The sequence below is a fragment of the Pseudomonas sp. MRSN 12121 genome (assembly GCF_000931465.1).
Lineage (GTDB): Bacteria > Pseudomonadota > Gammaproteobacteria > Pseudomonadales > Pseudomonadaceae > Aquipseudomonas.
In genome coordinates this window covers 5,168,759-5,193,654 of record NZ_CP010892.1, presented here as the reverse complement: position 1 = coordinate 5,193,654, position 24,896 = coordinate 5,168,759, and the positions used below count along the sequence as shown (strand labels likewise).

The 24,896-nt window shown below is 59.8% G+C and carries 24 protein-coding genes and 1 tRNA gene; 12 read left to right on the top strand and 13 right to left on the bottom strand.

The features are described 5' to 3' along the window. Window positions 1–16 precede the first annotated feature (16 nt). Window positions 17–256 (bottom strand): hypothetical protein, encoded by a 240-nt coding sequence (locus TO66_RS23495; protein WP_044464514.1) that lies wholly within the window; start codon window positions 254–256, stop codon window positions 17–19. Window positions 257–554: 298 nt separating this feature from the next. On the opposite strand from TO66_RS23495, the gene TO66_RS23490 reads away from it, so the two are divergent. Next, window positions 555–631: transfer RNA gene (locus tag TO66_RS23490), tRNA-Arg, on the top strand. A gap of 102 nt (window positions 632–733) precedes the next feature. Then, window positions 734–1,912 carry an ankyrin repeat domain-containing protein gene (locus TO66_RS23485; RefSeq protein ID WP_044464513.1) on the top strand — a complete coding sequence of 393 codons (1,179 nt, stop codon included), beginning with the start codon at window positions 734–736 and terminating at the stop codon, window positions 1,910–1,912. An 18-nt stretch (window positions 1,913–1,930) separates the two neighbouring features. On the opposite strand, the gene TO66_RS23480 is transcribed toward TO66_RS23485, so the two are convergent. From TO66_RS23480 to TO66_RS23465, 4 genes are all read right to left on the bottom strand, one after another. Continuing rightward, window positions 1,931–3,055: a DegT/DnrJ/EryC1/StrS aminotransferase family protein gene (locus TO66_RS23480; protein WP_044464512.1), complete on the bottom strand. Its 1,125-nt coding sequence runs from the start codon at window positions 3,053–3,055 to the stop codon at window positions 1,931–1,933. Continuing rightward, window positions 3,052–3,450 (bottom strand): FdtA/QdtA family cupin domain-containing protein, encoded by a 399-nt coding sequence (locus tag TO66_RS23475; RefSeq protein WP_044464511.1) that lies wholly within the window; start codon window positions 3,448–3,450, stop codon window positions 3,052–3,054. The genes TO66_RS23480 and TO66_RS23475 overlap by 4 nt, the downstream gene beginning before the upstream one ends. Further along, entirely contained in the window at window positions 3,447–5,015 is a 1,569-nt protein-coding gene (locus TO66_RS23470) for a glycosyltransferase family 61 protein (protein ID WP_044466143.1), read from the bottom strand. Before TO66_RS23470 ends, TO66_RS23475 begins: the two co-directional genes overlap by 4 nt. A 64-nt stretch (window positions 5,016–5,079) precedes the next feature. Beyond that, entirely contained in the window at window positions 5,080–6,012 is a 933-nt protein-coding gene (locus tag TO66_RS23465) for a phytanoyl-CoA dioxygenase family protein (protein ID WP_044464510.1), read from the bottom strand. 366 nt (window positions 6,013–6,378) lie between these two features. Between TO66_RS23465 and TO66_RS23460 the strand changes: the two genes are divergently transcribed. Beyond that, window positions 6,379–7,983: a tetratricopeptide repeat-containing response regulator gene (locus tag TO66_RS23460; RefSeq protein WP_044464509.1), complete on the top strand. Its 1,605-nt coding sequence runs from the start codon at window positions 6,379–6,381 to the stop codon at window positions 7,981–7,983. Then, window positions 7,980–8,672, top strand: coding sequence for a sensor histidine kinase KdpD (locus tag TO66_RS23455; protein WP_044464508.1), 693 nt, complete (start codon window positions 7,980–7,982; stop codon window positions 8,670–8,672). The genes TO66_RS23460 and TO66_RS23455 overlap by 4 nt, the downstream gene beginning before the upstream one ends. On the opposite strand, the gene TO66_RS23450 is transcribed toward TO66_RS23455, so the two are convergent. Then, window positions 8,660–9,589, bottom strand: a complete 930-nt coding sequence (locus TO66_RS23450) for a LysR family transcriptional regulator (protein WP_227698265.1) — start codon at window positions 9,587–9,589, stop codon at window positions 8,660–8,662. The genes TO66_RS23455 and TO66_RS23450 overlap by 13 nt on opposite strands. 49 nt (window positions 9,590–9,638) lie before the next feature. After that, a complete protein-coding gene (speB, locus tag TO66_RS23445; RefSeq protein ID WP_044464506.1) occupies window positions 9,639–10,595 on the bottom strand; it encodes an agmatinase in 957 nt (318 codons plus the stop codon). A gap of 370 nt (window positions 10,596–10,965) precedes the next feature. On the opposite strand from speB, the gene TO66_RS23440 reads away from it, so the two are divergent. Continuing rightward, complete coding sequence (locus tag TO66_RS23440) at window positions 10,966–12,207, top strand: glutamine synthetase family protein (RefSeq protein WP_171820107.1); 1,242 nt, start codon at window positions 10,966–10,968, stop codon at window positions 12,205–12,207. A gap of 69 nt (window positions 12,208–12,276) precedes the next feature. Next, window positions 12,277–13,644 carry an MFS transporter gene (locus TO66_RS23435; protein WP_044464504.1) on the top strand — a complete coding sequence of 456 codons (1,368 nt, stop codon included), beginning with the start codon at window positions 12,277–12,279 and terminating at the stop codon, window positions 13,642–13,644. 57 nt (window positions 13,645–13,701) lie between these two features. On the opposite strand, the gene TO66_RS23430 is transcribed toward TO66_RS23435, so the two are convergent. The 4 genes from TO66_RS23430 to flgA all read right to left on the bottom strand — a co-directional run bounded on the left by TO66_RS23430 (window position 13,702) and on the right by flgA (window position 16,288). Then, the gene (locus TO66_RS23430; RefSeq protein WP_044464503.1) at window positions 13,702–14,448 is read right to left on the bottom strand and encodes a flagellar brake protein; all 747 of its coding nucleotides are present in this window, start codon (window positions 14,446–14,448) and stop codon (window positions 13,702–13,704) included. A 95-nt stretch (window positions 14,449–14,543) separates the two neighbouring features. Then, window positions 14,544–15,011: a flagella synthesis protein FlgN gene (locus TO66_RS23425; protein WP_044464502.1), complete on the bottom strand. Its 468-nt coding sequence runs from the start codon at window positions 15,009–15,011 to the stop codon at window positions 14,544–14,546. A 49-nt stretch (window positions 15,012–15,060) separates the two neighbouring features. After that, the gene (gene flgM, locus TO66_RS23420; protein WP_044464501.1) at window positions 15,061–15,378 is read right to left on the bottom strand and encodes a flagellar biosynthesis anti-sigma factor FlgM; all 318 of its coding nucleotides are present in this window, start codon (window positions 15,376–15,378) and stop codon (window positions 15,061–15,063) included. Window positions 15,379–15,526: 148 nt separating this feature from the next. Continuing rightward, on the bottom strand, window positions 15,527–16,288 hold the full coding sequence (gene flgA / locus TO66_RS23415; RefSeq protein ID WP_044464500.1) for a flagellar basal body P-ring formation chaperone FlgA: 762 nt from the start codon (window positions 16,286–16,288) through the stop codon (window positions 15,527–15,529). A gap of 75 nt (window positions 16,289–16,363) precedes the next feature. Between flgA and TO66_RS23410 the strand changes: the two genes are divergently transcribed. Further along, window positions 16,364–17,296, top strand: coding sequence for a chemotaxis protein CheV (locus TO66_RS23410; RefSeq protein ID WP_044464499.1), 933 nt, complete (start codon window positions 16,364–16,366; stop codon window positions 17,294–17,296). Between the two features lie 44 nt (window positions 17,297–17,340). After that, window positions 17,341–18,168 carry a protein-glutamate O-methyltransferase CheR gene (cheR, locus tag TO66_RS23405; protein WP_044464498.1) on the top strand — a complete coding sequence of 276 codons (828 nt, stop codon included), beginning with the start codon at window positions 17,341–17,343 and terminating at the stop codon, window positions 18,166–18,168. A gap of 35 nt (window positions 18,169–18,203) precedes the next feature. On the opposite strand, the gene TO66_RS33720 is transcribed toward cheR, so the two are convergent. Next, window positions 18,204–18,356 carry a hypothetical protein gene (locus TO66_RS33720; protein WP_177330418.1) on the bottom strand — a complete coding sequence of 51 codons (153 nt, stop codon included), beginning with the start codon at window positions 18,354–18,356 and terminating at the stop codon, window positions 18,204–18,206. A 50-nt stretch (window positions 18,357–18,406) separates the two neighbouring features. Between TO66_RS33720 and flgB the strand changes: the two genes are divergently transcribed. Genes flgB through flgE form a run of 4 tightly spaced genes read left to right on the top strand, consistent with a single transcriptional unit; the run spans window position 18,407 to window position 21,361 of the window. Next, window positions 18,407–18,814 (top strand): flagellar basal body rod protein FlgB, encoded by a 408-nt coding sequence (gene flgB, locus TO66_RS23400; protein ID WP_044464497.1) that lies wholly within the window; start codon window positions 18,407–18,409, stop codon window positions 18,812–18,814. Between the two features lie 3 nt (window positions 18,815–18,817). Then, on the top strand, window positions 18,818–19,261 hold the full coding sequence (gene flgC / locus TO66_RS23395; protein ID WP_044464496.1) for a flagellar basal body rod protein FlgC: 444 nt from the start codon (window positions 18,818–18,820) through the stop codon (window positions 19,259–19,261). A 15-nt stretch (window positions 19,262–19,276) separates the two neighbouring features. Then, window positions 19,277–20,005: a flagellar hook assembly protein FlgD gene (gene flgD / locus TO66_RS23390; protein ID WP_044464495.1), complete on the top strand. Its 729-nt coding sequence runs from the start codon at window positions 19,277–19,279 to the stop codon at window positions 20,003–20,005. A gap of 30 nt (window positions 20,006–20,035) precedes the next feature. Further along, window positions 20,036–21,361 carry a flagellar hook protein FlgE gene (flgE, locus tag TO66_RS23385; protein ID WP_044464494.1) on the top strand — a complete coding sequence of 442 codons (1,326 nt, stop codon included), beginning with the start codon at window positions 20,036–20,038 and terminating at the stop codon, window positions 21,359–21,361. 276 nt (window positions 21,362–21,637) lie between these two features. Here flgE and TO66_RS23380 read toward each other — a convergent pair whose 3' ends face one another. Further along, on the bottom strand, window positions 21,638–24,529 hold the full coding sequence (locus tag TO66_RS23380) for a ribonucleoside-diphosphate reductase subunit alpha (RefSeq protein WP_044464493.1): 2,892 nt from the start codon (window positions 24,527–24,529) through the stop codon (window positions 21,638–21,640). Window positions 24,530–24,896: the final 367 nt, after the last annotated feature.

The window sequence follows — 24,896 nt, the reverse complement described above, 5'->3', positions numbered from 1 at the left end:
TCCTGATGAGTCATCTTCAAAATACCCAGCTTTCGGGTCTTGTCGCGGCAGGTACAGCAGCGGTGTTCGGCTCATTGGCCATCTGAACGGCCGCAGGAATCTGCGAAGCGCTGTGGATCACCGCCAATTGCGCGGATTGTTGCAGGTACCGGCTTTTGGTGTGGAGGTTCTGATCAGCGTGACTAGCGGGCTGAAAATGGAAGACCACCAGCACGGCAATGGCTACGACGTTCGATAGAAGCAGGGCGCTGTTCATGGGCTTTGATCTCCATCGTTCTTTCAGAGAGATCAAGCAGCGTGCATGCCAAGAGTCTACCTGCTATTAAATCCTTTAAAAACAACGATTTAATCATGGTCTTGGGACGCGGTTAATTGCATTTTGCAATGATGGCTTTTTGAGGTTATGCAATTTGCACGATGATACTGACAACCTGCTGAGTGTGTAGAACGGGGCCTCGGCTAAAAAGCCCTGTTCACGACATGACAAAAGCAGGGCTGGCCGTTAACATGCACGCCGTCCTTTGCGCCGCAGCAGCACCCGCGGCGGTCAATTTGTCCCAGTAGCTCAATTGGATAGAGCATCCCCCTCCTAAGGGGAAGGTTGGCAGTTCGAACCTGCCCTGGGACACCATCTATTTCTTCCGGGCTTTCAGGCCAAGCGTGGCTCCCGTCCCTATTTCGCAGTAACGGCTACGTTTGGTTGACGTAGTTCTCGATGTCGGGGGAGTCACCCATGATTGTCATTGCTGGAAAAAACGACATTTCTGTATTCGGCCTGGAATGGGCTCTGCGCCAGTTCTCCCCCGATGAAGTGGCCGTGGTGTGCAACCGTACCGACCCAGGTATCGATGGCTGGCAACGTTCATTGCGCGCGGCGGCGCAAAGGTACGGCGTGCGAGAAATCAGCCTGGAGGCGGCGTACGAAGTCGCTTCTGTCGCATTCCTTTCCCTGGAGTTCGACCGGATTGTCGTCCCCGAGCGCTTTTCCATCACTCGGGTGTTCAATATTCATTTCTCGAAGTTGCCCGAATACAAGGGAATGTTTACTTCGGTCTGGCCGTTGCTGGAGTCCAGGGACGAGGCGGGTGTCACTCTGCATATCATCGACCGGGGAATCGATACGGGGGATATCGTCGCGCAGCAGGTGTTTCCGATCGAACCATGGTGGACCTGCCGCGATCTTTACTTCGCGTTCAATCAGCACGCCAGCCGTTTGCTGGAACAGTGGTTCGCCAGGCTGGTCGATGGGACTGTCCCTGCCGAGCCACAGAGTGCTGCAGGGGCCAGCTATTTCTCGCGGGATGCCATCGACTATGGGGCGTTGAAGATCGACCCGCTGTCGACGGCCTGGTCGCTGCGCAACAAAATCAGGGCATTCGCTTTTCGTGAATATCAGTTCCTGCAATGGCAGGGCGAGTCGGTCGTTTCGGCGACCATTTTGCCTGGACGTTCATCTTTCAAGGCCGGAACCCTGATCGATGCCACCCCTGACTATGTCGAGCTCTCTACCATCGACTATGACGTCAGGCTGAACTTCGATCGCTTGCCGCAGATGCTCGCCGCATGCGAACAGGGCGATCTAGCCGCGGTCATGGCACTTCAGGCGAATATCGCTGGCTACAACGATGCCAACTCGAAAGGCTGGACGCCGTTGATCGTCGCCAGTTATGCCGGCGCCTATGCGGTGGTGGAGTGGCTGTTGCAGCAGGGGGCGGACCCGGGGAGGGCGAACCATAAAGGGACTACGCCATTGATGTATGCCAAGGACGCTTTTCTGGCCGGACGCTGCCGTAAAACCTTTCCATTGTTGCTGCGAAAAGGAGCAACGCTGGAGGCGGTCGACCATTGCGGGCGTGCGCTTGCCGACTATGTGACAGAGGAGCAGCTTGCTCTGTTGCGAGACGCCCGCTAGGCGCCTCGCATCGATGGGTTAATGGGGAGCCGTGAACTGGTTGATGGCCGCGACTATATAGCGCTGTTGTTCCTGGGGGAGCGTCGGGTAGATCGGCAATGACAAGACCGAGCCATGGAGCGGTGTCCTGGTTGCCCGGGACGTTCTGGCCAGGTCGCGGTAGGCCTGTTGTTCGGTAATCGCCATCGGGTAGTGGATCAGGCATTGGATGCCACGCTCGGCCAGGTAGGCTTTCAGCTCGTCGCGCCATGGGCAGGTAATGACATACAGGTGCCAGACATGGGCGCTCGCCGTTTCGACGCAAGGCAGGATGATGTGTGGATGACGGATGTGTTCGCTGTAGTAGCGGGCGACATCGCGCCGCCGGGCGGTATCGCTGTCCAGGTGGGCCAGCTTGACGCTCAGCATCGCGGCCTGGATTTCATCGAGGCGGCTGTTCACCCCCTGATGGTCATGCTGATACTTGATGCGTGAACCGTAGTTGCCCAGGGCCCGGACCAGAGCCGCCAACTCTGCGTCATTGGTGGTAACGGCGCCACCATCGCCCAGGGCGCCGAGGTTCTTGCCGGGGTAGAAACTGAACGCCGCGGCATCCCCCCAGTTACCGGCCTTGCGCCCGGCCAGTTCGGCCCCATGAGCCTGCGCCGCGTCCTCGAGCACCAACAGTCCATGTTGTTTGGCCAGGGCCATGATCTGAGGCATCGGCGACAGTTGCCCGTAAAGATGCACCGGCAGGATGACCCGGGTCTTGTCGGTAATGGCTCGTTCAACGGCGTCGATCTCCAGGTTATGGGTAGTGGGATCGACATCCACCAGGATCGGCGCCAGATCGTTTTCCAGAATCGCCGAGATGGTCGCGATAAAGGTGTTGCTCTGAACGATCACTTCATCGCCGGCCCGCAGCCGGCCTTGTTCTTTCCAGGCGCGCAGGACCAGCGTCAGGGCATCCAGGCCATTGGCGACGCCGATGGCGTGCTGGCTGCCACAGTAGTCGGCAAAGGTCGCTTCGAACTGCTCGAGCTCGCGTCCCATCAGGTACCAGCCTGAATCGATCACTCGATTGCACGCCGCTTTAAGCTGCTCGGCATACTGGTGATTGATACCTTTCAAATCCAGAAACGGGATATTCATCATCTGGTTCATTGTTCGATCATGTCCAGAAACTGGGCGTAGTCACGGACATAGTCACCTTCTTCATAGAGTTGATCGGCCAGAACCATCAGTACGCAGTCAGGAGAGAAATCATACATTTCCCGCCAGATGAACGATTCGATCAGCAAGCCCTGGCAAGGGTTGTCCAGCGTGATATCGATTTTTTCCCGGCCGTCGTCCAGCAGGAAACGGCAGGAGCCGCGTACCGCGATCGCCACCTGTTTCAGGGTTTTATGGGCATGGTAGCCGCGACGGACCCCTTCGCCAGTGTTGAACATGTAGTACACCCGCTTGACCGCGAAGGGGATGTTTTTTCCCTCTTCCAAGGCGATCAGCGAGCCGCGGTCATCGCCATGAGTCTGTAGCGGCAGAATGTGAATCTTCATCGTGTCTCCCCTTCGACGCTTTTCGACAGATGCTGTTGCAGCCAGTTTTCAACGCTCTTGGCGTCGACACGGTAGTTTCGGTAATACAGTTCCCGCGAGTCTGTCGAACCTACCTGGTAAGCGATGTAGTCCATTTCGACGCCGACGATCGCTGCCAGATTGGAAAAGCACGATAGTTCCCCGTATTCCTCGGCCATCCAGCACAGGGCGCGGGCATTTTTCGATGCGAAGATCAGATTGGTCCAGGCGGCTCCTGTGGGGCCGATTATCACCTCGGCGTTGGCCATGATCGCTATCTGATGGTTGATGTCCTGTTCTTCCATGTAGACACAGGTAAAACCATAGGGCTTGAGCAACTCGAGGATTTCACTCTGGTTGTAGTGCCTTAGAAACCCCTTGCGGGCCAGGAACACTCTTTTAGGCAGCGCGCTGACAGGAATATCCCCGGCCAGGCCCAAGGCTTTTTCGCGCAGGAAATTGATCGAGTCCGAACGGGTGAAGCCACTGCTGGCGCTGTTCTGGGCCACGCCTTTGAAATTCGGGATCATATTGTTGGGCGCGCTGATCATCAAAAGATCGGCCACTTGGTAGCTGGTGATGTTTTCCAGCAGTATCAGCGGGCGATCAACGCCAATGGCCTCGATCAGGGCCTTGATCGAAGGAATGTCCTGGCTGCTCTTGGAGATCAGCAGCGGATAGTCGGCATATTGTGCAGGCAATTCGGCGACGAATTGCAGTTGCGACAAGACCTCCACCGTCCAGTGGTAATAGTTGAGTTCATTGCAGCCGCTGATCAGCAGGCCTTTCTTCAGTTCGATAGGGTGCCCCGTCCGGACCAGCGCCAGACGCTGTCCGTGATAAAGCAGGTGCGCGGCGCTGTAGTCGGCATTTGCAGAGGTTGCAGTGGGTACTCGCTCCAGGATCAATTGTTCGCCGGGCAGGATGACCGAGCGCGATACCGAGCAAACCTGCCCCTGACGGAAGTGATACAGGGCGATCTCGGGGAACTCGAGGGTGATCGCCGGTTTTGCGTGATGGACGAATCGCGGGGGCTGGCTGCTACCTTGTTGGCGCGGGCGAAATACATGGACCTTGTGCTCGTCGCTTTCGTCCAACCAGCGCAGGGCCAGGCGGCGGACATCCTGGCGTTGAAAGAACAGGCGGTACAGCAGGTCGCTGAGCACGCCCGGCTTTCTGCACAGAAGCTCCTGGCCCAACTGCTCCAGGCGTTTATTCAGACGCTGGCGCCATGGCAGTTGCGCGCGGATCTGCGCGCTATGGAATACCTCGACCTTTTGTTCGTCGATGGCCAGCGTCTGCGTGAGCTGCGAGTAGATTTCACGGTAGTAGTCACTGGCAATGATGATCTTGTCGAACATCAGCGTGCCCAGTTGTTGAGGGGCGTGGATCAACTTGCCGAACAGGTGCTGGCCTTGTTTCTGCTGGTTGTTATCGACAAAGCCGATCACCTGGTAGCGGCGATGGTTGTACTTGTAGAAGTTGACCCCGCCGGCGCCGGTGCCAAAGATCAGCACCCGCGCCTTCTGTCCAAACCCTGTCGACACATTGACCTCGTCTTGCTGCAATCGCGATAGATCGTCATCTGGAGCACCGGGTAAGGCGCTAACGCTATCGGTTGTTATTGATGATGTTGCCCTTGATCTGAGCGACGCCCTTGGCGTCCAGGTCGCGGCGGGTTCTGACCGGTTGCAGCTCACCCTGGATTGTATCGTTGATGGTGTCGATTGCCGTCTTGCTGGTATTGCTTCGGGACTTGCCCAGCAGATAGCGCAGTGACAGACGGAACTGTTCCGATTCATTGGCCACCGGGCGGGTGCCGTGCAAGGTGCAGTTGTGCCAGAGCCCGACATAACCGGGCCCGCCTGTCAGCCGGTGGTCCTGGCAGGCCATCTGCTGCCCTTGGTCATCGGCGTAGGTCCACAGGTCGTGTTCCTGGTGCTCCAGTCGATGTGGGAACAGGGTGGCGCCAAAGCGATGAGTGCCGGGTATCAGGTGCAGGGGCGAATCATTTTCGGTGACCTGGTGCAGGTACACATAAAGGGTCAGGAAAGTCGAAGGGTCGAGTTCCACGCGTCCCTGGGGCCAGTCGATGATGTCCTGGTGAAAGTCGATTCCGCGGAAGTAAGTGATGTCGCGAAAGGGTTTTTTGATATACGGCCCGAGATTCGCCACATTCACGTCGCGGATCCGTTCCCGCACCCAGTCCGGCAGCCATGAGTCCGGTACGCCGCAGACCGCTTTCTTGATCACCACTTCATAGTCGGTGCCGAGCACTTCGCCGAGCACGGCGGTAAGCCGTGGGTCCTGCTCGATGAACTGCAGTTGCGGCTCGAAAGCGTTGAGGAAGTTGAACGTCTTGTTCGGGTTGGCGTTGAGATGATTTTCCTGAGCGAGGTATTCCGCCTCATCCATGAACAGGCCCGCGCCGAAGGCCCGTGCGGCGATCATCTCGCGGTAGAGCGCCTGGGTGCGGTCGGCGTCCAGGATCTCGCCGAAAATATGGGCGCCCTGGTCAATGAGGTTTTGGATGCAGGTGTGCATGGCGTGCTCGTGGCTGCTGCGTTATGGGAAGGTTATCGACGTGGCTTGAGTAAAGTTGACTGCTGTATTTCTGATATTTCGAAGGATTCTTCTTGGATAGCCCCAGGCCGGTGTACAGGGAGGCCAAGGATATTCAATGCTTTTAGCAACTATCTATAAGGGAACGCCAGAATCGGCCGATAACTCCTACGGACATTGCTGTAGGTCAAATGGCGAGGCTCCAGTGTTTCGTGCCGGGCACGAGCCGGGAGCGCCATATGGGTTGATTGGAATGCGCTAGTAGCTTATGGCCATAATCGTTGTCTGGCGGCAGTCCTGAATGCTATCGCCGCGGACATCATCTTTTTTACGGGTCTGGAATCCTCGATGCTGGCGTACCACCAAAAGAGCTTTTTGATCGTCGATGATTTCTCCGACTTCCGCAGTTCTGTCCGGTCCATGTTGCGCGAATTGGGCGTCAAGGATGTAGACACTGCCGATACGGGTGAGCAGGCGCTGCGCATGTGTGCGCAAAAGCGCTATGACTTCATCCTGCAGGATTACCACCTGGGCGACGGCAAGAAGAATGGGCAGCAGGTACTCGAAGACCTGATGACCGACAAGCTGATCAGCCATGAAAGCGTCTTTCTCATGGTCACCGCCGAGACCAGCCAGTCGATGGTGCTCAGCGCCCTCGAACACGAGCCGGACGCCTATCTGACCAAGCCTTTCAACCGTTCCAGCCTCGCTCAGCGGCTGGAGCGACTGCAGCAGCGCAAATCCTTGCTCAAGCCGATTCTCCAGGCGCTTGACCGCGGCAAGCCGCTCGAGGTGTTGAACGCCTGCATCGCCCTGTGCAAGCAGGATCCGCGTTATGCACCGCTGTGTCTGCGCTACCGCGCCGATGCCTTGCGTGACATGAACCAGAACGAAGCGCTGGAGCGGCTGTACGAGAGCATTCTGGCGGATCGGCCATTGCCCTGGGCCTATGTCGGCCTGGGACGCCTGTTGTTCAAGCGCGCCCAGGTGACTCAGGCCAAGGCGATCTACGAAAAGGCCTTGAAGGCTTTTCCGATGATGCCGGCCCTCTACGACGGCCTGGCCGAGGTACTGCTTGCCGAAGGCGACTTCAGGCGGGCCCAGAGCGTGCTGGAGGAGGCGGTGCGTCTGTCGCCGCTGGCCGTGCGTCGCCAAGCGCTGTTGGGCAAGCTGGCGATGACCAATGAAGATTTCGATACGGCATCCAAGGCGTATCGCCAGGCGGTATCGCAAGGTGCGCAATCGCGTTTCAAGGACCCCGAAAGCAATCTTGGGCTGGCGCATGCGCTGATCAGCAAGGGCAGCGAAAAGGGGCTGGACACCCGCACGCGCCTGGAGATCAACAGCACGCTCAGCGCGGTGGCCAAGGACAACCCCAGTGATCCGGGCTTGCAGATTCGTGCCCGGCTGATGAAGGCCACCAGCTTGTTGCTCAATGACGCTGAAACGGCGGAAAAACTCACCGAGCAGGCGATGCTGCGACTGGATGGGATGGAGCAGTTCATGAGTCCGGAAGCGGCGCTGCTGGTGGCAAAGCAACTGCAGATGCTGGGGCAGGCCGATGCCGGCGCATCGATGCTGAAAAACTGCGCGGAAATCTACGGCGACGATCCCAAGGTCATGGAGGGCATCGCCAAACTGACCGATGATCCGGCGATTCTCAACTCTGCCAGCGCCGCGGCCGACATGAACCGTCAAGGCGTGCGCAGTTACAAGGCCGGGGCGCTAGGCGAAGCCCGGGACCTGTTCCGTCGGGCCCTGGCCATGCAACCGAAGAACATCAGTATTGCCCTGAACATGGCGCAATCGTTATTGCACGGCACCGATATCACTCAGGATGCGGCGCTGCTGGAAGAGTGCCAGACCTGTCTGAAAATGGTTGGCCTGATGCCCGATACCGACGCGCGTTATCCGCGTTATCAGAAGCTGCGAAGCAAGGCGTTTGGCGAATGAATACTCACGAACAGGCTCTGGATTTCTCCACGGTGATCGCCTCCACCGTGCACGACATGAAAAACTCCCTGACCCTGCTCATGCAGGCACATGCCCAATGGCTGGCGGCATTGCCGCCGGAACAGCAGCGTACGCCCGAGCAGGGGGTGATGGAGTTCGAGTTTGCCCACCTCAACGGCATGCTGGTGCAGTTGCTGGGGCTCTACAAGCTGGGTGTCAATCAATTGCCCGTGCAGCCGGGCTATCACGAGCTGGATGATTTCATCGAAGCGCAACTGGTCAGTCACCAGGACGTATTCATCAGCCGCGGCATTGCTGCGACTTATGAGGTCGATCCTTTGACTCCCCTGGGGTTCTTCGACCGGGAACTGATTGCCTCGGTGCTGGCTAACTGCATCAACAACGCCATTCGCTATGCACGCTATGCGGTGCTGATCAGCGTGCACGACGAGGCTGGGCAGACGGTGCTGACCATCAATGACGATGGCGAGGGTTATCCGCAGCAGATGATCGATAACCAGGTCGATTATGTGCAAGGGATCAATCACAGCAGCGGCAGTACTGGCCTGGGCCTGTATTTCGCCGGCCGCATTGCCGCGCTGCATCAGCGCAACGGTGTGTGCGGGCGTACCCAAATCAGCAACGGTGGCCCCTTGGGCGGCGGCGTATTCAGCCTCTATCTGCCTTGAGCCAGTTGCTGCTGCGCTTGTTCCAGAGCCAGCAGAAAGCAGGCCAGGGCCGCCTTGGGTTCCTGGCCCTGGCGAGTGATGCAATGAAAGGTCGAGTGATAGGCCAGGCGCTGCGGTAACAGGGCGCGCATTTGGCCCTTGCCCACCCAGCTGGCGGCGTAATGGCTGGGCAGGTACCCCAGGTAGCTGTTGGAAAGCACCAGAGTGGCAATCGCTTCCATGGTGTAGACGGTGGCGCTTTGCAGGAAATCCAGGCCATGGGGGCGTTGGTTTTCTGCCATGTAGCCTCGACCAACGTAGGGGGTGCTGCAGATTTCCTCCAGTGTCAGGTCGGTGTCGGCGCGTCGATACAGCGGGTGCCGGGCACCGCAGTAGAGGTTTTGTTCCTCGTCGAACAGTGGCTGGTAATGCAACCCGGAGAGTTGGTGGTGGAAGGCGCCGAGCGCCAGGTGCAAGCGCTCGTCTAGCACAGCTTGTTCAAGTTCGTCGGGGCGCAATATGTGCAGGCCCAGGCGGACCTCCGGCAGGCGCTGGCGGAACAGGCTGATGGCCAGGGGCAACGGCGCGCAGGGCAGGCTGAGCATGCTGTCGACATTGCCGATCTGCAGCTGTTCGCGAGCCAGTCCGCCGAGCTGGTTGGCCTGATGACGAAAGCGCTCGATATCCCGAAACAGCAACTGCGCCGCGTCGAACAATTCCAGGCCTTCCTCGCTCAGTTGAAAGCCGCTGCTGCCGCGCCGACACAGCGAGCAGCCCAGGCGCTCCTCTAGGTCGCGCACCACCACGCTCAGGCGTGACAGGCTAGTGTTGAGCCGGGCCTGGGCCGCGGTGAAGCCGCCGGCTTCGACTATGGTGCAAAACACTCGCAGCATGCGCAGGTCGATATCGGAAAGGCTGCCCAGCACATTGGCCTCCATCAGGCGCACCCAGGGGATGAGGCAAGCCTACACCGCTGGCGCAGCCGGGTCAGCGGCGGCAGGTGATGGCCTCGGCCAGCAGGCACATCAGCTCGAACATCATGGTCGCTCCCACCAGCGCCGTGGCGCCCCCTGCATCGAAGGGAGGCGACACTTCCACCACATCGGCGCCGATCAGATTCAAGCCGCGCAAACCACGGATCAGCTGTTGAGCCTCGAGGGTGGTCATGCCGCCGATTTCCGGGGTGCCGGTGCCGGGGGCGAAGGCAGGATCGAGCACGTCGACATCGAAGCTGACATAGGTTGGCCCGTCGCCGACCACTCGCCGCACCTCGGCCAGGGTGGCGGCCACGCCGAGCTCGGCGAACTCCTCCATATGAATCACGCGAATGCCGGTCTCGGTGGCGAAGGCCTCGTCATCGGCCGAATAGATCGAACCGCGAATGCCGATCTGTACCGTGCGTCGCGGGTCCAGCAGGCCTTCTTCCACGGCGCGGCGAAAGGGCGTGCCGTGGGTGTAGGGGTTGTTGCCGAAATAGCGGTCGTTGGTGTCGGAATGGGCGTCGAAGTGCACCATGCCGATCGGGCGTTGGCGGGCCAGGGCGCGAAAGATCGGCAGGGTCACCAAGTGATCGCCACCCACGGCCAGGGGGACGGCGCCCGCCGCGTGCAAGTCGTGGAAAAAACCTTCTATGCGGGCCAGCGAATCCAGCAGGTCGACAGGGTTGACGGGGGCATCGCCCAGATCGCCGATGCGCACCAGGTCATAGGGGGCGATACGGCTGACGTGGTGCACCTTGCGCATCAGGCTGGACAGGTTGCGTACTTCTCGCGGACCGTGCCGGGCGCCGGCGCGATTGGTGGTGCCACCGTCCCATGGGACCCCGACCAGAGCAATTTGCACTTGGCTCGGGTCATCGAAAACCGGCAGGCGCATGAAGCTCGGAATACCGGCGAAGCGTGGTACCAGAGCGGCATCCAGGGGCTGGGGAAAATCGTTGGGCATCACTCGCGCTCCATTGTTATGGTGTTTTTGCGCACTCGGCCGAGAGGCTGGCGAGGGGCGGAAAAATCATAGGGCGAGGGTGCTCGCACGATAAATCATCGGCTCGACAAGCTGGCTTGTGTTTTATGACAAGTGCCAGCCGGCAAAAGGGGCGGGCGATGTTCGTTTATCAGGGTATTTCGAGCGGCCGTGCTTGATATTCCGAACAGCCGGAGCCTATTTTGTACGGGTCGCCGTTCTCGGCTCGTACAACAACAAGGATTGAGTCATGACAACCGATGGCCGCAGTTCACTCGCACAGCGATTGACGGGCATTGACGAGATTGAATGTGTCACGCCGGACCTCAATGGCGTGCCACGGGGCAAGGTAATGACCGCCGAGGGTTTCCTTGAAGGGCGGCGTTTGCAGATGGCCCGTGGGGTTTTGCTGCAATGCATCATGGGCGGATACCCACCCGCGCGTTTTTACGGCAGCGACGACGGCGACCTGGCGCTCAATGCCGACCCGCAACAGATTCATCGCCTGCCCTGGAGCTCGCAGCCACGTGCGCTGGCGATTTGCGATGCGGACGAATTGAGCGGAGAAAGCTCGCGTCTGTCGACTCGGGGCCAGCTCAAGCAGGTCATCGAGCGCTATGCCGCTCGTGGGCTGGCGCCAGTGGTGGCGACCGAGCTGGAGTTTTTCGTGTTCGCTCCCAATACCGATCCGACCCAGCCTTTCCAGCCGCCCGTGGGCCTGGACGGTCGTCGCGAAGACGGGCATTCGGCGTTCAGCGTGAGCTCCAACAACGGTCTGCGGCCGTTCTTCAGTGAGGTCTATGCCTGCATGGCCGCGCTGGGCCTGCCGCGCGATACCTTCATGCATGAAATGGGCGTCAGCCAGTTCGAGATCAACCTGCTGCACGGCGATCCGCTGTTGCTGGCCGACCAGACATTCCTGTTCAAGCACCTGCTCAAGGAAGTGGCGCTAAAACATGGCGTGACCGTGGTCTGCATGGCCAAGCCGCTGGCGCACACGCCGGGCAGTTCGATGCATATTCACCAGAGCCTGGTCGAGTCGGCCACCGGACGGAACGTCTTCAGTGACGAGGCGGGCGAGCCGACCGCGGTGTTCCGTCATTTCATCGGTGGGCTGCAGGCGGGGCTGGCGGACTTCGCTGCGCTGTTTGCGCCGAACGTCAACTCCTACCAGCGTCTGTGCCATCCATACGCCTCGCCGAACAACGCCTGCTGGTCCCACGACAACCGGGCGGCCGGTTTGCGTATTCCGGCCAGTTCACCGGTGGCGCGGCGGGTCGAGAACCGTTTGCCGGGGGCCGATGCCAACCCTTATCTGGCAATCGCCGCCAGCCTCGCGGCGGGGTTGCATGGCATTGAAAACGAGCTGGAGCCGACCCCGGCGATTCAAGGGGAGTTTGTCGTGCCGGACAGTTTATCGCTGCCTTGTACCTTGCATGCGGCCCTCGAGCGTCTGAAACGTAGCCAGTTGGCCAGGGAGTTGTTCGGCACCGAGTTCGTCGAGGGCTACATCGCTTCGAAGACCATGGAACTGACCAGCTTCCTTGATGAAATAACGCCTTGGGAGCGGCGTGTTTTAGCGGCCCAGGCTTAACGCAAACATCGCGGTCGGGTTATCTTCGGGTGGCCCGACACTCAACTCAAGGAGCCGCTCGGAACGCCGATGCGCCAAATCTGGAAATCCTTTCGAGCGCTTTATTTCGCCTCGCTGATGATGTTGATCGGCTCGGGCTTGCTCAGTACCTATCTGGCGTTGCGCCTGGCCGCCGACCATATCGACGGGTTATGGGTGGGCGCCTTGATGGCGGCCAACTATTTCGGCCTGGTGCTGGGCGGGAAAATCGGCCATCGCCTGATTGCCCGGGTCGGGCATATCCGGGCCTACGCTACCTGCGCCGGTATCGTCGGCGCGGCGGTCCTGGGGCACGGCCTGGTGGACTGGCTGCCGGCCTGGCTGGTGCTGCGGACGGTGGTCGGCCTGGGCATGATGTGCCAGTACATGGTCATCGAAAGCTGGCTCAACGAGCAGGCGGATGCCAAGCAGCGTGGGTTGGTCTTCAGCGGGTACATGATCGCTTCGTACCTGGGGCTGGTCCTGGGGCAACTGATCCTGGTCATGCATCCGGCGCTCGGGCCTGAGTTGCTGATGCTGGTGGCCCTGTGTTTCGCCCTGTGCCTGGTGCCGGTGGCGATGACCCGGCGCATTCACCCGGCGCCCTTGCGTCCGGCCCCCATGGAGCCACGCTTCTTCATCAAGCGGGTGCCGCAGTCGTTGAGTACGGTGCTTGGCGCGGGCTTGATCGTCGGTTCGTTCTATGGCCTGGCGCCACTCTACGCGTCCCAGCAGGGGCTCAGTACCGAGCAGGTCGGTCTGTTCATGGGTAGCTGCATTTTTGCCGGACTGGTGGTGCAGTGGCCGTTGGGCTGGCTGTCCGATCGTTACGACCGGGCGCTGCTGATTCGCTGCTTCGCCTGCTTCCTGGCGGTGACGGCCCTGCCGTTGGCGATTCTGCCGCAGGTGCCGCTGGAGGTGCTGTTCGTCCTGGGGTTCCTGTGTTCACTGGTGCAGTTCTGTCTCTATCCGCTGGCGGTAGCGTTTTCCAACGACCATGTCGAAAGCGATCGGCGGGTCTCCCTGACGGCCATGCTGCTGGTGACCTATGGCGTCGGTGCGAGTATCGGACCGCTGGTTGCAGGGGTACTGATGAAGTTGTTCGGCAGTCAGATGCTGTATGCCTTCTTCAGCTTCTTCGCCCTGGTACTGGTCTGGCGCATCCGGCCGAAAGCCGTGACCAATTTGCATCAGGTCGACGACGCGCCGCTGCATCACGTGGCGATGCCCGACAGCATGGCCAGTTCGCCGCTGGTGGCGGCACTCGACCCACGGGTCGACGAGCAAGTGGTGCAGGATCAGATGCAGCAGGGCGGTGCACCGGAAGCCGAGGCTCCGGCTGCATCGGCAGTGGAGGATGAGGTCGAAGCGCCAGACAGGCCGGATGAGCCGGATCAGCTTGGCGGGGCCAGGCCCTAGAAACAGAAAACGGGCAGTCGCCGCAAGGGACTGCCCGTTTTTTTCAGCCTGCGAATGTTACAGGTCGTCTTTGTCGAAGCGTCGGGCCTCGCGCTGCAACTGATAGACAAAACGTTCGACCTGGCGTTGGACCAGGCCGCTCATGTTGTGAAAGCGCACGCCGGCGAAGGTGGTGTCGATCTTCTCTTCATGGTGCAGGTAACGCAGCTCTACTGGCGCAGTCATGCTGCCGAAGGGCAGGGCGGCGATAAAACGTTCGTAGACCTGGCCCAGTTGCAGGCGGCTGGAGATATCGCCATCGAAACGCAGCTTGCAGCCGGTGGCGGAGATGTCCAGCAGTTTACCGGTGATGGGCGCCTTGAGTTTTTCACCGCCCAGTTCGATATCGACCAGTTGGGCCAGCTTCAGGGCTGCACGAAAGGCATTGCGCCGCTGGTGATAGATCACTTCGTTCGGCAGTGTGCCGCGGTAGCAGCGCCCGCCATTGGATTCGTCGATGGTCAGGGTTCCGTTGCTTTCCCAGGCGATGCGTACGCCCTCATGGAAACCTTCGACGCGAAATGGTTCGCCGGCGAGCATGAAGCGTTCGCCATCGCGGGGAATCATTTCATCCAGGGCAATCATGTTGGTTTCGCGATCGCTTTCGACCAGATAGCTTTGGAAGCGCTGGCTGCGTTCGTGGAAAGTGATGATCAGTGGATCATGGCTGTCTTGCAGCAGGCGCAGCGTGGAGGTGATTTCCAGGGGAGTGGTGAGCACCTTGGGGGGCTGCGGCGCATCTTCTGCGTTTGCGGCATTGAACACGGTTCATCAATCTCCAGACAAAATATGGCTACGCGCAAGATCTGGCATTCTGCCATCATGTTCCGCGACTTGATAGGGCGCGCTCATCTTGGGGCTCAAGCCTGGCTGAGCGGGCGCGGTTTCGCGAGCTTGGCGGTCGAGCCGCGGGCATCGTAGAGGGCTGGAGGCTCGCCACCCGTCAGGATTTTCAACTGATTGGCGGTAGTGGCCTGTTGGACCTGGATCGAACGGCCATTGAGTTCGTTCGCGGCCTGGCAATCAGCGAGCATCTGCGTCAGGACGTCGCTTTGGGCCAGTAGCTCGTCGCCAATCGAGGAGTGGCTGGCCAATTGTTCCAGGCCGGCCCGGCTGACAGGAAGATTCAGGCTGGCGAGGATTTCACTGCGTTTGCGGCCATGCTGCTCAAGCAGAATGATCAAGGCTTGCTTCTGCGCAAGAATGTCTTCCAGCAACGGCATGTCGCGACCGTGCAGGGCGAGAGATTCGGTGCGCAGCAATTCCAGCAGTTGTTGAGCTGGAGCAAAGTCATCAGTGATCAGTTGCAGCAAATTGATGTCGTGCATGTACGGCCTTGGGTTTTAGCGTCCAAAAAGCTGGCGCAGGCCTTTTGGGCTAGCGCTGGGCTTCGAAGTTGAGCAGTTTGCTGGCTACACGGTTGCTGTCGACTTTATAGCTGCCATCGGCAATCGCTTGCTTCAACTCGGCCACGCGGGCGTTGTCGACGGCAGGCTGATCGCGCAGCTTGTCAGTGATCTTCTGCAACTGTTGAGCCTCATTGCTGAGGTGTACCGACTCCCCGCTGCTGGCCTGTTCGGCCGGTGCGTTCAGCGGCGCGGATTTTTCGGCGTCGCCGGTTTCCTTGCTGGCGCTGGTGCGCGTGCTACCGGTGAGTGAGGGAGAGCTGTTCAAACGGCTGAAATCGATGACCATGGTGAAAACCTCTGGGTATTTGGACGCATGACTGGTTTTCGGCAATACCCCGGAAAACTTTAGACTCAAATATCGATAAGCCCGCACGCACCGCTGTTGCCCTGTCTGGGCCACAGTTTAGGGGGCAACCGTGCGCTGCGCCAGTCGTCTACATGGCTACTTCCACCTGTCCTGGAGCGGTGATGCGCGCCTTGATGATCCGTTGTGAGTTGAGGTTCTTGACCCGTATCTGTTCGCTCATGCCGCCATTGGACAAGGCTTCTCCCGGCATTTTGACGTTCAGCGTGCCACTGCGCGCGGAGATCACCACCTGATCGCCTTTGCGCACGACTTCCGCTTGCTCCAGATGAACCAGGGTAACCAGTTGGTCCGCGACCATTGGTCGGACAAGCCGCTGGCCGATGGCCTGATCGACTGAGGTCAGGTAGCCCTGATTGATCTGGCCGATATCGCGCTCGCGCAGCATCACGTCTTCCGCGCTGATGATGCCGGCCCTCTTGAGTGGGCGGGTCGTGGTGACGACTTCGCGGAACAGCTTGACCTGGGCGGGAACGAACACGGTCCAGGGCGAAGCGCCCTCGCAGCGTACGCGAACGGTCACTCGTCCCAGCGGCTGCGCCGGGCTTTCCAGGCTCGCTGTCAATTCCTTGTCGCAGTGCGGCATGCGCATCCGCGGATCGAGTTGATTGACCTGAATCTCGTAGCGTCCCGGGGTTTGACTGGTAGCGAGATAGTCTTCTACGGTGAATTCAAGAAACCCTTGAGTGACGCCGATAAGTAGATCAGGCAGGGTTACCGAGTCAGCAACGGCAGGATGGCCAGGGTTTAAAAAAAACAGAGCCGATAGCCCGCACAGCAATTTGCGGTAGTTTGATGTCAGGCGTCGGGAAAATGTCGTTTTGGCGTTCATAACAGTTAAAAAGCAAGCGCCGTGCCGTTTAGCAATGAGCGCGCGTCGGATCTTGAGCTTTGGGGAGTCTGGGACATGGCTGGTGTAATGGATTCGGTGAACCAGCGCACGCAACTGGTAGGGCAGAATCGCCTGGAGCTGTTGTTGTTTCGCCTCGATGGGGAGCAGCTCTATGGGATCAACGTGTTCAAGGTTCGGGAGGTGCTGCAATGCCCCAAACTGACCCTGATGCCCAAATCCAGTCCTGTGGTGTGCGGTGTCGCGAATATTCGGGGGGCGACCATCCCGATTCTGGACCTGGCAATGGCCACCGGTTCGGGTGGGTTGCAGGATCAGAGCAACCCCTTTGTCATCATCACTGAGTACAACACCAAGACCCAGGGATTCCTGGTGAGGTCGGTCGAGCGCATCGTCAACATGAACTGGGAGGAGATCCATCCGCCACCCAAGGGGACGGGGCGCGATCACTACCTGACGGCGGTGACGCGGGTCGACAATCAGTTGGTGGAAATCATCGACGTCGAAAAGGTATTGGCTGAAGTCGCCCCCACTCCCGAAACCATTTCGGTCGGCGTAGTGGACGTCGAGACCCAGCACAAGGCCGTTTCGCTGCGGGTGCTGACGGTCGACGACTCGTCGGTGGCGCGCAAGCAGGTCACGCGTTGCCTGCAGACCGTAGGGGTCGAAGTGGTGGCCTTGAATGACGGCCGGCAGGCGCTGGATTACCTGCGCAAGCTGGTCGACGAGGGCAAGAAACCTGAAGAAGAGTTTCTGATGATGATCTCCGACATCGAGATGCCGGAGATGGATGGCTACACCCTCACCGCTGAAATACGCAACGATCCACGCATGCAAAAGCTGCACATCATCCTGCATACTTCGTTGTCAGGCGTATTCAATCAGGCGATGGTGAAGAAGGTCGGTGCCGATGACTTCCTTGCCAAGTTTCGTCCTGATGACCTGGCATCCCGGGTTGTCGACCGGATCAAAGCAGCAGATAACAGCTAGGGACACCGGTCCCTGGCGGTCACACGATTTAAGAGGCGGCATCTTTGTCTACGGGTAATTTGGATTTCGAACAGTTCCGGGTATTCCTGGAAAAAGCCTGTGGGATCTTGCTGGGCGAGAACAAGCAATATCTGGTGTCGAGCCGTCTCAACAAACTGATGGAACAGCAAGGCATCAAGTCCCTCGGTGAGTTGGTTCAGCGCATCCAGAGCCAGCCGCGCAGTGGTTTGCGCGAGATGGTGGTCGATGCCATGACGACTAACGAAACCCTGTGGTTTCGCGACACCTATCCGTTCGAGGTCCTGAAGAACAAGGTGTTGCCGGAGGCGATCAAGGCCAGTCCCAACCAGCGTCTGCGCATCTGGTCGGCAGCTTGTTCTTCGGGGCAGGAGCCCTATTCGTTGTCCATGTCGATCGACGAGTTCGAGAAAACCAACATCGGGCAATTGAAGATGGGGGTGCAGATCGTTGCCACCGATCTCTCCGGAACCATGCTGAACAACTGCAAGACCGGGGAATACGACAGCCTGGCGATCGGCCGCGGTTTGTCGGCCGACCGCCTGCAACGTTATTTCGATCCCAAGGGGCCGGGGCGCTGGGTGGTCAAGGCACCGATCAAGAGCCGGGTCGAGTTCCGTTCGTTCAACCTGCTGGACAGCTATGCCAGCCTGGGCAAGTTCGATGTCGTGTTCTGCCGCAATGTGCTGATCTACTTCTCCGCCGAGGTGAAGAAGGACATCCTGATGCGTATTCACAGCACCCTGAAGCCGGGCGGCTACCTGTTTCTCGGAGCGTCCGAAGCGCTCAACGGATTGCCGGACCATTATCAGATGGTGCAGTGCAGCCCTGGAATCATTTACCAGGCGAAGTGAAGAGTGTTGGAAGAGAGGCCTTCGGGCCTCTTTTTTTATGCCTGCGATTTAGCCGCAACGGAAGGAGCGGCAATCGTGGCATTGCCGCTTTGCTGACGTTTCGCGGAAATGCCTTGCCGCTTTTCTGGCATTGCCGCTTTGCCGCTGCCCGCAAAGCCTCGATTTACAAGGGTTTGATCACTTGGCATGACGATTGCTATGTCCTGCTTACGAAAAATCTGGTCGAAGGTTTCCCGACATGAGCATCAGCTTCGATAAAGCGCTCGGCATCCATGAACAGGCGCTGGGCTTTCGCGCCAAGCGTGCCGAGGTGCTGGCCAACAACATCGCCAACGCCGACACCCCGAACTACAAGGCTCGGGACCTGGACTTCTCCGCCGTGCTCGCCGAGCAGAACGAGAAAGCCAAGAACGGCACCTTCGCCTTGAACATGACCAACAGCCGTCATATCGAAGCCGAAGGCCTGAGCAGCGGCGACGAGTCGTTGTTGTACCGCACGCCGATGCAACCATCGATCGACCAGAACACCGTGGATGCCCAACTGGAACAGTCGAACTACGCCGAGAACTCGGTGAACTTCCAGGCCAGCTTCACGCTGCTCAACAGCAAATTCAAAGGGCTGGTGTCAGCCCTGCGCGGAGAGTAATCCATGTCCCTCGCCAGTGTTTTCAATATTGCCGGTAGTGGCATGAGTGCCCAGACCACTCGCTTGAACACCGTCGCCAGTAACATCGCCAACGCCGAGACCGTCTCGTCGAGCATCGACCAGACCTACCGCGCTCGCCATCCGGTGTTCGCCACCATGTTCCAGGGTGCGCAAAGCGGCGGCAGCGACTCGCTGTTCCAGAACCAGGACGCGGCAGGCCAGGGCGTACAGGTGCTGGGTGTGGTCGAGGACCAGAGCAATCTCGAGGCGCGTTACGAGCCGAATCATCCGGCCGCCGACGCCAAGGGGTATGTCTACTACCCCAACGTCAATGTGGTGGAGGAAATGGCCGACATGATTTCCGCCAGCCGCTCGTTCCAGACCAACGCAGAAATGATGAACACCGCCAAAACCATGATGCAGAAGGTCCTGACCCTCGGTCAGTGATAAGAGGCGACTCAGATGAGTATTACCGATACCACCAGTGGCCTGACGCTCAAGGAGATCCTGGCGAACTCCTCGAAGAAAACCCCGACCACCAGCAATGATGGCCTGGCAGCGGCTACCAATAGCAGCACGGGCAAGAACGCCCTGGGCAAGGACGCGTTCCTCAAATTGCTGGTGACCCAGCTGAAGAACCAGAACCCGCTGGACCCGCAGGACAACAGCGAGTTCGTCGCCCAGCTGGCGCAGTTCAGCAGCCTGGAAGGCATTACCACGCTGAATGACTCGGTTACGGCGATCGCGGGCAACTACAAGTCTTCGCAAGCCTTGCAGGCTTCTTCCCTGGTCGGGCGCTCGGTGATCGTGCAGGCGGCTACCACGCAGGTCGATACCACCAAGAGCATGACCGGTTCGGTGAAGGTGCCTGCCAGCGTCAGCGGTCTCACCGTGACCATCTCCGACAAGGATGGCAAGGCGGTCAAGACGATCGACCTGGGTAGCCAGAAAGCTGGCAGCACCAGCTTCGTCTGGGATGGCACCAAGACCGACGGCACCAAGGCCGATCCGGGCAATTACACCTTCAAGGCCAGCACAACGATCGATGGCAAGGCGACCGACCTGGTCACCTACCTGCCAGCGACGGTCAACAGCGTCACTATCAGCCAGACCGGCGGTGAGTTGATGTTGAACCTGGCAGGGCAGAGCAGCGCCGTGGCGCTCTCCAAAGTTCAAACCATTGGTATCTAGAGCCGATTAACGCGGCACAAGGAGTGGAACATGTCTTTCAATATCGGCCTTAGCGGTCTCTATGCTGCCAACAAGCAACTGGACGTAACCGGCAACAACATCGCCAACGTGGCGACCACCGGCTTCAAATCGTCCCGTGCCGAATTCGCCGACGTCTACTCGGCCACCAAGCTGGGCACCGGCAGCAAGACCGTGGGTAACGGTGTGCGTCTGGCCAACGTTTCGCAGCAGTTTGGCCAGGGCGACGTGAACAACACCGGCAACGTGCTGGACATGGGTATCCAGGGCTCGGGCTTCTTCGTGCTGAGCGACAACGGCTCGCTGACCTACACCCGCGCCGGTACCTTCAAGACCGACAAGGACGGCTACATCACCAACACCGATGGCACCGCGCGCCTGCAAGGCTATGCGGTCGATGCCAATGGCAAGATCGTCAACGGCGTGCTGACCGATCTGCGCATCGATACTTCGAACCTGTCGCCGAAAGCCACTGGTTCGGTGTCCTCGACCATCAACCTGAACTCCACCGCGCCGGTCATCGACCAGAGCGCGACAGGTTTTGCCTTCGATCCGACCAAGGTGGAAACCTACACCAAGCAGTTCAGCACGCCGATCTACGACAGCCAGGGCAACGAGCACAAGCTGGACCAGTACATGGTGAAAACCGGCTCCAACACCTGGAAGACCTACACCCTGGTCGACGGTCGCAACCTCGACGGCTCCGCGCCGACCACTACTGGCGCTACGGCTCCCATCGCCTCGACCATGACCTTCGACTCCGCCGGCAAGCTGGTTTCGGTCATCACGCCACCTGCCACCACGCCTAATCCGGGCAACAACCTGACCCTGGCGGGCTGGGTGCCTGGCACCGTGACCAATGGGGTGTGGACGGCCAACGGCGCCAGTGCCAACCCTGCCGGCGTGACCATCTCCATGACCAGCACCACCCAGTTCAACGCCGACACCGCGCGTTCGCTGCCGGTGCAGGACGGTTATGCCACTGGCCAGATCACCAACCTGACCATCGACGGTACCGGTACCCTGTTCGCCAACTTCAGCAACAGCCAGAACAAGGCGATCGGGCAGATCTCCCTGGCCAGCTTCACCAACGAACAAGGCCTGCAGCCGGTAGGCGGCACCAGCTGGAGAGAAACCTACGCGTCGGGCGTACCGGGCTACGATGCTCCTCAGACCGGCACCCTGGGTTCGGTCGTCTCCAACTCGCTGGAAGAGTCGAACGTCAACCTGACCAACGAACTCGTGGACCTGATCAAGGCCCAGAGTAACTACCAGGCGAACGCCAAGACCATTTCCACCCAGAGCACCATCATGCAGACCATCATTCAGATGACCTGATGATTGCCGCCTGATCGCGTTTGAAAAAGCCCCTCTTCGCAGGGGCTTTTTTGTGCCTGTAGGATTTGTCCGCCAGGCGCTGGGCTTGCCACGAATCGGCAAGGCGGGGGCTGGCGGTGAGTCGGGGTTTGAGAGCAGGGGGCGGCTTGGCCCGCGAGCGTTCGTGAACAGGTTCGGCAACGGCCGCCGGTGTTCTCCAGGCAAAAGAAAACCCCCGGCAGGGCAGGCCCTGGCGGGGGTTCGGGTCAGCGTCTGGTGGCGCTTACCGGTTGCCGCTTATTGGCAGGCTTCGCAATCCGGCTCGTCGATGGCGCACGCCTTCGGCACTGGAGCGGGACCGGCCGGAGCCGCCAGGACCGAGTCGTCACCGTGGTTGCCGCCGCTGGAAACAGCGTTCAGCTTGCCGGTGTTGATGGTCGACTTCTCGGTGCTGGTCGCGGCCAGGGCACGGAGGTAGTAAGTGGTTTTCAGGCCACGGTACCAAGCCATGCGGTAGGTCACGTCGAGCTTCTTGCCCGAAGCGCCGGCGATGTAGAGGTTCAGCGACTGAGCCTGGTCGATCCACTTCTGGCGACGGCTGGCCGCGTCGACGATCCACTTGGTTTCCACTTCGAACGCGGTCGCGTAGAGCTCTTTGAGTTCTTGCGGGATGCGCTCGATCTGTTGCACGGAACCGTCGTAGTACTTCAGGTCGTTGATCATCACCGAGTCCCACAGGCCGCGAGCCTTGAGGTCGCGAACCAGGTACGGGTTGATCACGGTGAACTCGCCCGACAGGTTCGATTTCACGTACAGGTTCTGGTAGGTCGGTTCGATCGACTGCGATACGCCGGTGATGTTGGCGATGGTCGCGGTCGGCGCGATGGCCATGATGTTCGAGTTGCGAATGCCTTTCTGGACACGGGCGCGCACAGGAGCCCAGTCCAGGCTTTCGTTCAGGTCGACATCGATGTACTTCTGGCCACGGGCTTCGATCAGGATCTGTTGCGAATCCAGCGGCAGGATGCCCTTGGACCACAGCGAGCCCTGGAAGGTCTCGTAGGCGCCGCGCTCGTCGGCCAGGTCGCAGGAGGCCTGGATCGCGTAGTAGCTGACCGCTTCCATGGACTTGTCGGCGAACTCGACGGCCGCGTCGGAACCGTAAGGAATGTGCTGCAGGTACAGCGCATCCTGGAAGCCCATGATCCCCAGGCCGACCGGACGGTGCTTGAAGTTGGAGTTCTTCGCCTGCGGCACCGAGTAGTAGTTGATGTCGATCACGTTGTCGAGCATGCGTACCGCGGTGTTCACGGTGCGTTGCAGCTTGGCGGCGTCCAGCTTGCCGTCGACGATGTGGTTCGGCAGGTTGATCGAGCCCAGGTTGCAGACGGCGATTTCGTCGGCGTTGGTGTTCAGGGTGATCTCGGTGCACAGGTTCGAGCTGTGGACCACGCCCACGTGCTGCTGCGGGCTGCGCAGGTTGCACGGGTCCTTGAAGGTCAGCCAAGGGTGGCCGGTTTCGAACAGCATCGACAGCATCTTGCGCCACAGGTCTTTGGCCTGGATGGTCTTGAACAGCTTGATCTTGCCGTATTCGCACAGGGCTTCGTAGTACTCGTAGCGCTCCTCGAAGGCCTTGCCGGTCAGGTCGTGCAGGTCCGGTACTTCCGATGGCGAGAACAGGGTCCATTTGCCGTCATCGAAGACGCGCTTCATGAACAGGTCGGGGATCCAGTTGGCGGTGTTCATGTCGTGGGTACGACGACGATCGTCACCGGTGTTCTTGCGCAGCTCGATGAACTCTTCGATGTCCATGTGCCAGGTTTCCAGGTAGGCACACACAGCGCCTTTGCGCTTGCCACCCTGGTTAACGGCGACGGCGGTGTCGTTGACCACTTTCAGGAATGGCACGACGCCCTGGGATTTGCCGTTGGTACCCTTGATGTACGAGCCCAGTGCACGGACCGGAGTCCAGTCGTTGCCCAGGCCGCCGGCGAATTTCGACAGCATGGCGTTGTCGTGGATGGCGCCGTAGATGCCCGACAGGTCGTCCGGCACGGTGGTCAGGTAGCAGCTCGACAGCTGTGGACGCAGGGTGCCGGCGTTGAACAGGGTCGGGGTCGAGGCCATGTAGTCGAAGGACGACAGCAGGTTGTAGAACTCGATGGCACGGTCTTCTTTCTGCTTCTCTTCGATCGCCAGGCCCATGGCCACGCGCATGAAGAAGATCTGTGGCAGTTCGAAGCGCACGCCGTCCTTGTGGATGAAGTAGCGGTCGTACAGGGTCTGCAGGCCCAGGTAGGTGAACTGCTGGTCGCGCTCGTGGTTGATCGCCTTGCCCAGTTTTTCCAGGTCGAAGTCGGCCAGTACCGGGTTCAGCAGTTCGAACTCGATGCCCTTGGCGACATAGGCCGGCAGCGCCTTGGCGTACAGCTCGGCCATCTCGTGGTGGGTGGCGCTCTCGGCCACTTCCAGGAAGCTCAGGCCTTCGGCGCGCAGGGTGTCCATCAGCAGGCGGGCGGTGACGAACGAGTAGTTCGGCTCACGCTCCACCAGGGTGCGCGCGGTCATCACCAGGGCGGTGTTGACGTCTTTGAGCGCTACGCCGTCGTAGAGGTTCTTCAGGGTTTCGCGCTGGATCAGGTCGCCGTCGACCTCTTCCAGGCCTTCGCAGGCCTCGCTGACGATGGTGCTCATGCGGCCCATGTCCAGCGGTGCCAGGCTGCCGTCGGTGCGGGTGATACGGATCGACGGGTGAGCCTGTACCGGCTGCTCGCTCGGGCTGCGGGTGGCGCGCTCCTTGGCGCGCGAGTCACGGTAGATCACGTAGTCGCGGGCGACTTTCTGCTCGCCGGCGCGCATCAGGGCCAGTTCTACCTGGTCCTGGATTTCTTCGATGTGAATGGTGCCGCCCGAAGGCATGCGACGCTTGAAGGTGGCGGTGACCTGTTCGGTCAGGCGGGCCACGGTGTCGTGGATTCGCGACGAAGCGGCAGCGGTGCCGCCCTCAACTGCGAGAAACGCTTTGGTGATGGCGACGGTGATCTTGTCATCGGTATAAGGAACGACAGTGCCGTTACGCTTGATCACGCGCAGTTGGCCTGGCGCGGTGGCAGACAGATCCAGATTGGCATCGGCAGCCTGCGGCGCCTTGGCCTGCGGGTTCTCGCGAGTTGTGTCGGTTTGCATGGGTGTCTCCACGTTCTCTATGTTTGTTTGGGCACCCTGGGGTGCCCACCGTTCCGTCCTGAAGCGCACTACAGCCGGCGCACGCCGGGCATAACGACTTCGGGACAGTTCAGGAAGGGGGCTATTGGCGCCGCTTCCATGCCGAAGTCATAGGTCGCGAGCCTTGGGGCTCGTGACCGTATTCCTGGTGGGTGGCAGTCATGTGCTGCAACACCCGTACCGTTTTCCTTGCCGTGGGCGGGAAAACCTCATGCCATCCGCACGCGCGGTTTGGCTGTTGAAAATCCGATTGGTTCCACCAAACGAGTGCAAGAAAAGCGCTTGAGTTTCTTGTCTGATTCGTGTTTGGTTTTTGGCATGAAACCCT

What these genes read in the sequence shown, in the direction of transcription:
- TO66_RS23495 (WP_044464514.1), bottom strand. Translation starts at nt 256, where the DNA reads ATGAACAGCGCCCTGCTTCTATCGAACGTCGTAGCCATTGCCGTGCTG.
- TO66_RS23485 (WP_044464513.1), top strand. Translation starts at nt 734, where the DNA reads ATGATTGTCATTGCTGGAAAAAACGACATTTCTGTATTCGGCCTGGAA.
- TO66_RS23480 (WP_044464512.1), bottom strand. Translation starts at nt 3,055, where the DNA reads ATGAACCAGATGATGAATATCCCGTTTCTGGATTTGAAAGGTATCAAT.
- TO66_RS23475 (WP_044464511.1), bottom strand. Translation starts at nt 3,450, where the DNA reads ATGAAGATTCACATTCTGCCGCTACAGACTCATGGCGATGACCGCGGC.
- TO66_RS23465 (WP_044464510.1), bottom strand. Translation starts at nt 6,012, where the DNA reads ATGCACACCTGCATCCAAAACCTCATTGACCAGGGCGCCCATATTTTC.
- TO66_RS23460 (WP_044464509.1), top strand. Translation starts at nt 6,379, where the DNA reads ATGCTGGCGTACCACCAAAAGAGCTTTTTGATCGTCGATGATTTCTCC.
- TO66_RS23455 (WP_044464508.1), top strand. Translation starts at nt 7,980, where the DNA reads ATGAATACTCACGAACAGGCTCTGGATTTCTCCACGGTGATCGCCTCC.
- TO66_RS23450 (WP_227698265.1), bottom strand. Translation starts at nt 9,589, where the DNA reads ATGGAGGCCAATGTGCTGGGCAGCCTTTCCGATATCGACCTGCGCATG.
- speB (WP_044464506.1), bottom strand. Translation starts at nt 10,595, where the DNA reads ATGCCCAACGATTTTCCCCAGCCCCTGGATGCCGCTCTGGTACCACGC.
- TO66_RS23440 (WP_171820107.1), top strand. Translation starts at nt 10,966, where the DNA reads ATGACCGCCGAGGGTTTCCTTGAAGGGCGGCGTTTGCAGATGGCCCGT.
- TO66_RS23435 (WP_044464504.1), top strand. Translation starts at nt 12,277, where the DNA reads ATGCGCCAAATCTGGAAATCCTTTCGAGCGCTTTATTTCGCCTCGCTG.
- TO66_RS23425 (WP_044464502.1), bottom strand. Translation starts at nt 15,011, where the DNA reads ATGCACGACATCAATTTGCTGCAACTGATCACTGATGACTTTGCTCCA.
- flgM (WP_044464501.1), bottom strand. Translation starts at nt 15,378, where the DNA reads ATGGTCATCGATTTCAGCCGTTTGAACAGCTCTCCCTCACTCACCGGT.
- flgA (WP_044464500.1), bottom strand. Translation starts at nt 16,288, where the DNA reads ATGAACGCCAAAACGACATTTTCCCGACGCCTGACATCAAACTACCGC.
- TO66_RS23410 (WP_044464499.1), top strand. Translation starts at nt 16,364, where the DNA reads ATGGCTGGTGTAATGGATTCGGTGAACCAGCGCACGCAACTGGTAGGG.
- TO66_RS33720 (WP_177330418.1), bottom strand. Translation starts at nt 18,356, where the DNA reads ATGCCAAGTGATCAAACCCTTGTAAATCGAGGCTTTGCGGGCAGCGGC.
- flgB (WP_044464497.1), top strand. Translation starts at nt 18,407, where the DNA reads ATGAGCATCAGCTTCGATAAAGCGCTCGGCATCCATGAACAGGCGCTG.
- flgC (WP_044464496.1), top strand. Translation starts at nt 18,818, where the DNA reads ATGTCCCTCGCCAGTGTTTTCAATATTGCCGGTAGTGGCATGAGTGCC.
- flgD (WP_044464495.1), top strand. Translation starts at nt 19,277, where the DNA reads ATGAGTATTACCGATACCACCAGTGGCCTGACGCTCAAGGAGATCCTG.
- flgE (WP_044464494.1), top strand. Translation starts at nt 20,036, where the DNA reads ATGTCTTTCAATATCGGCCTTAGCGGTCTCTATGCTGCCAACAAGCAA.
- TO66_RS23380 (WP_044464493.1), bottom strand. Translation starts at nt 24,529, where the DNA reads ATGCAAACCGACACAACTCGCGAGAACCCGCAGGCCAAGGCGCCGCAG.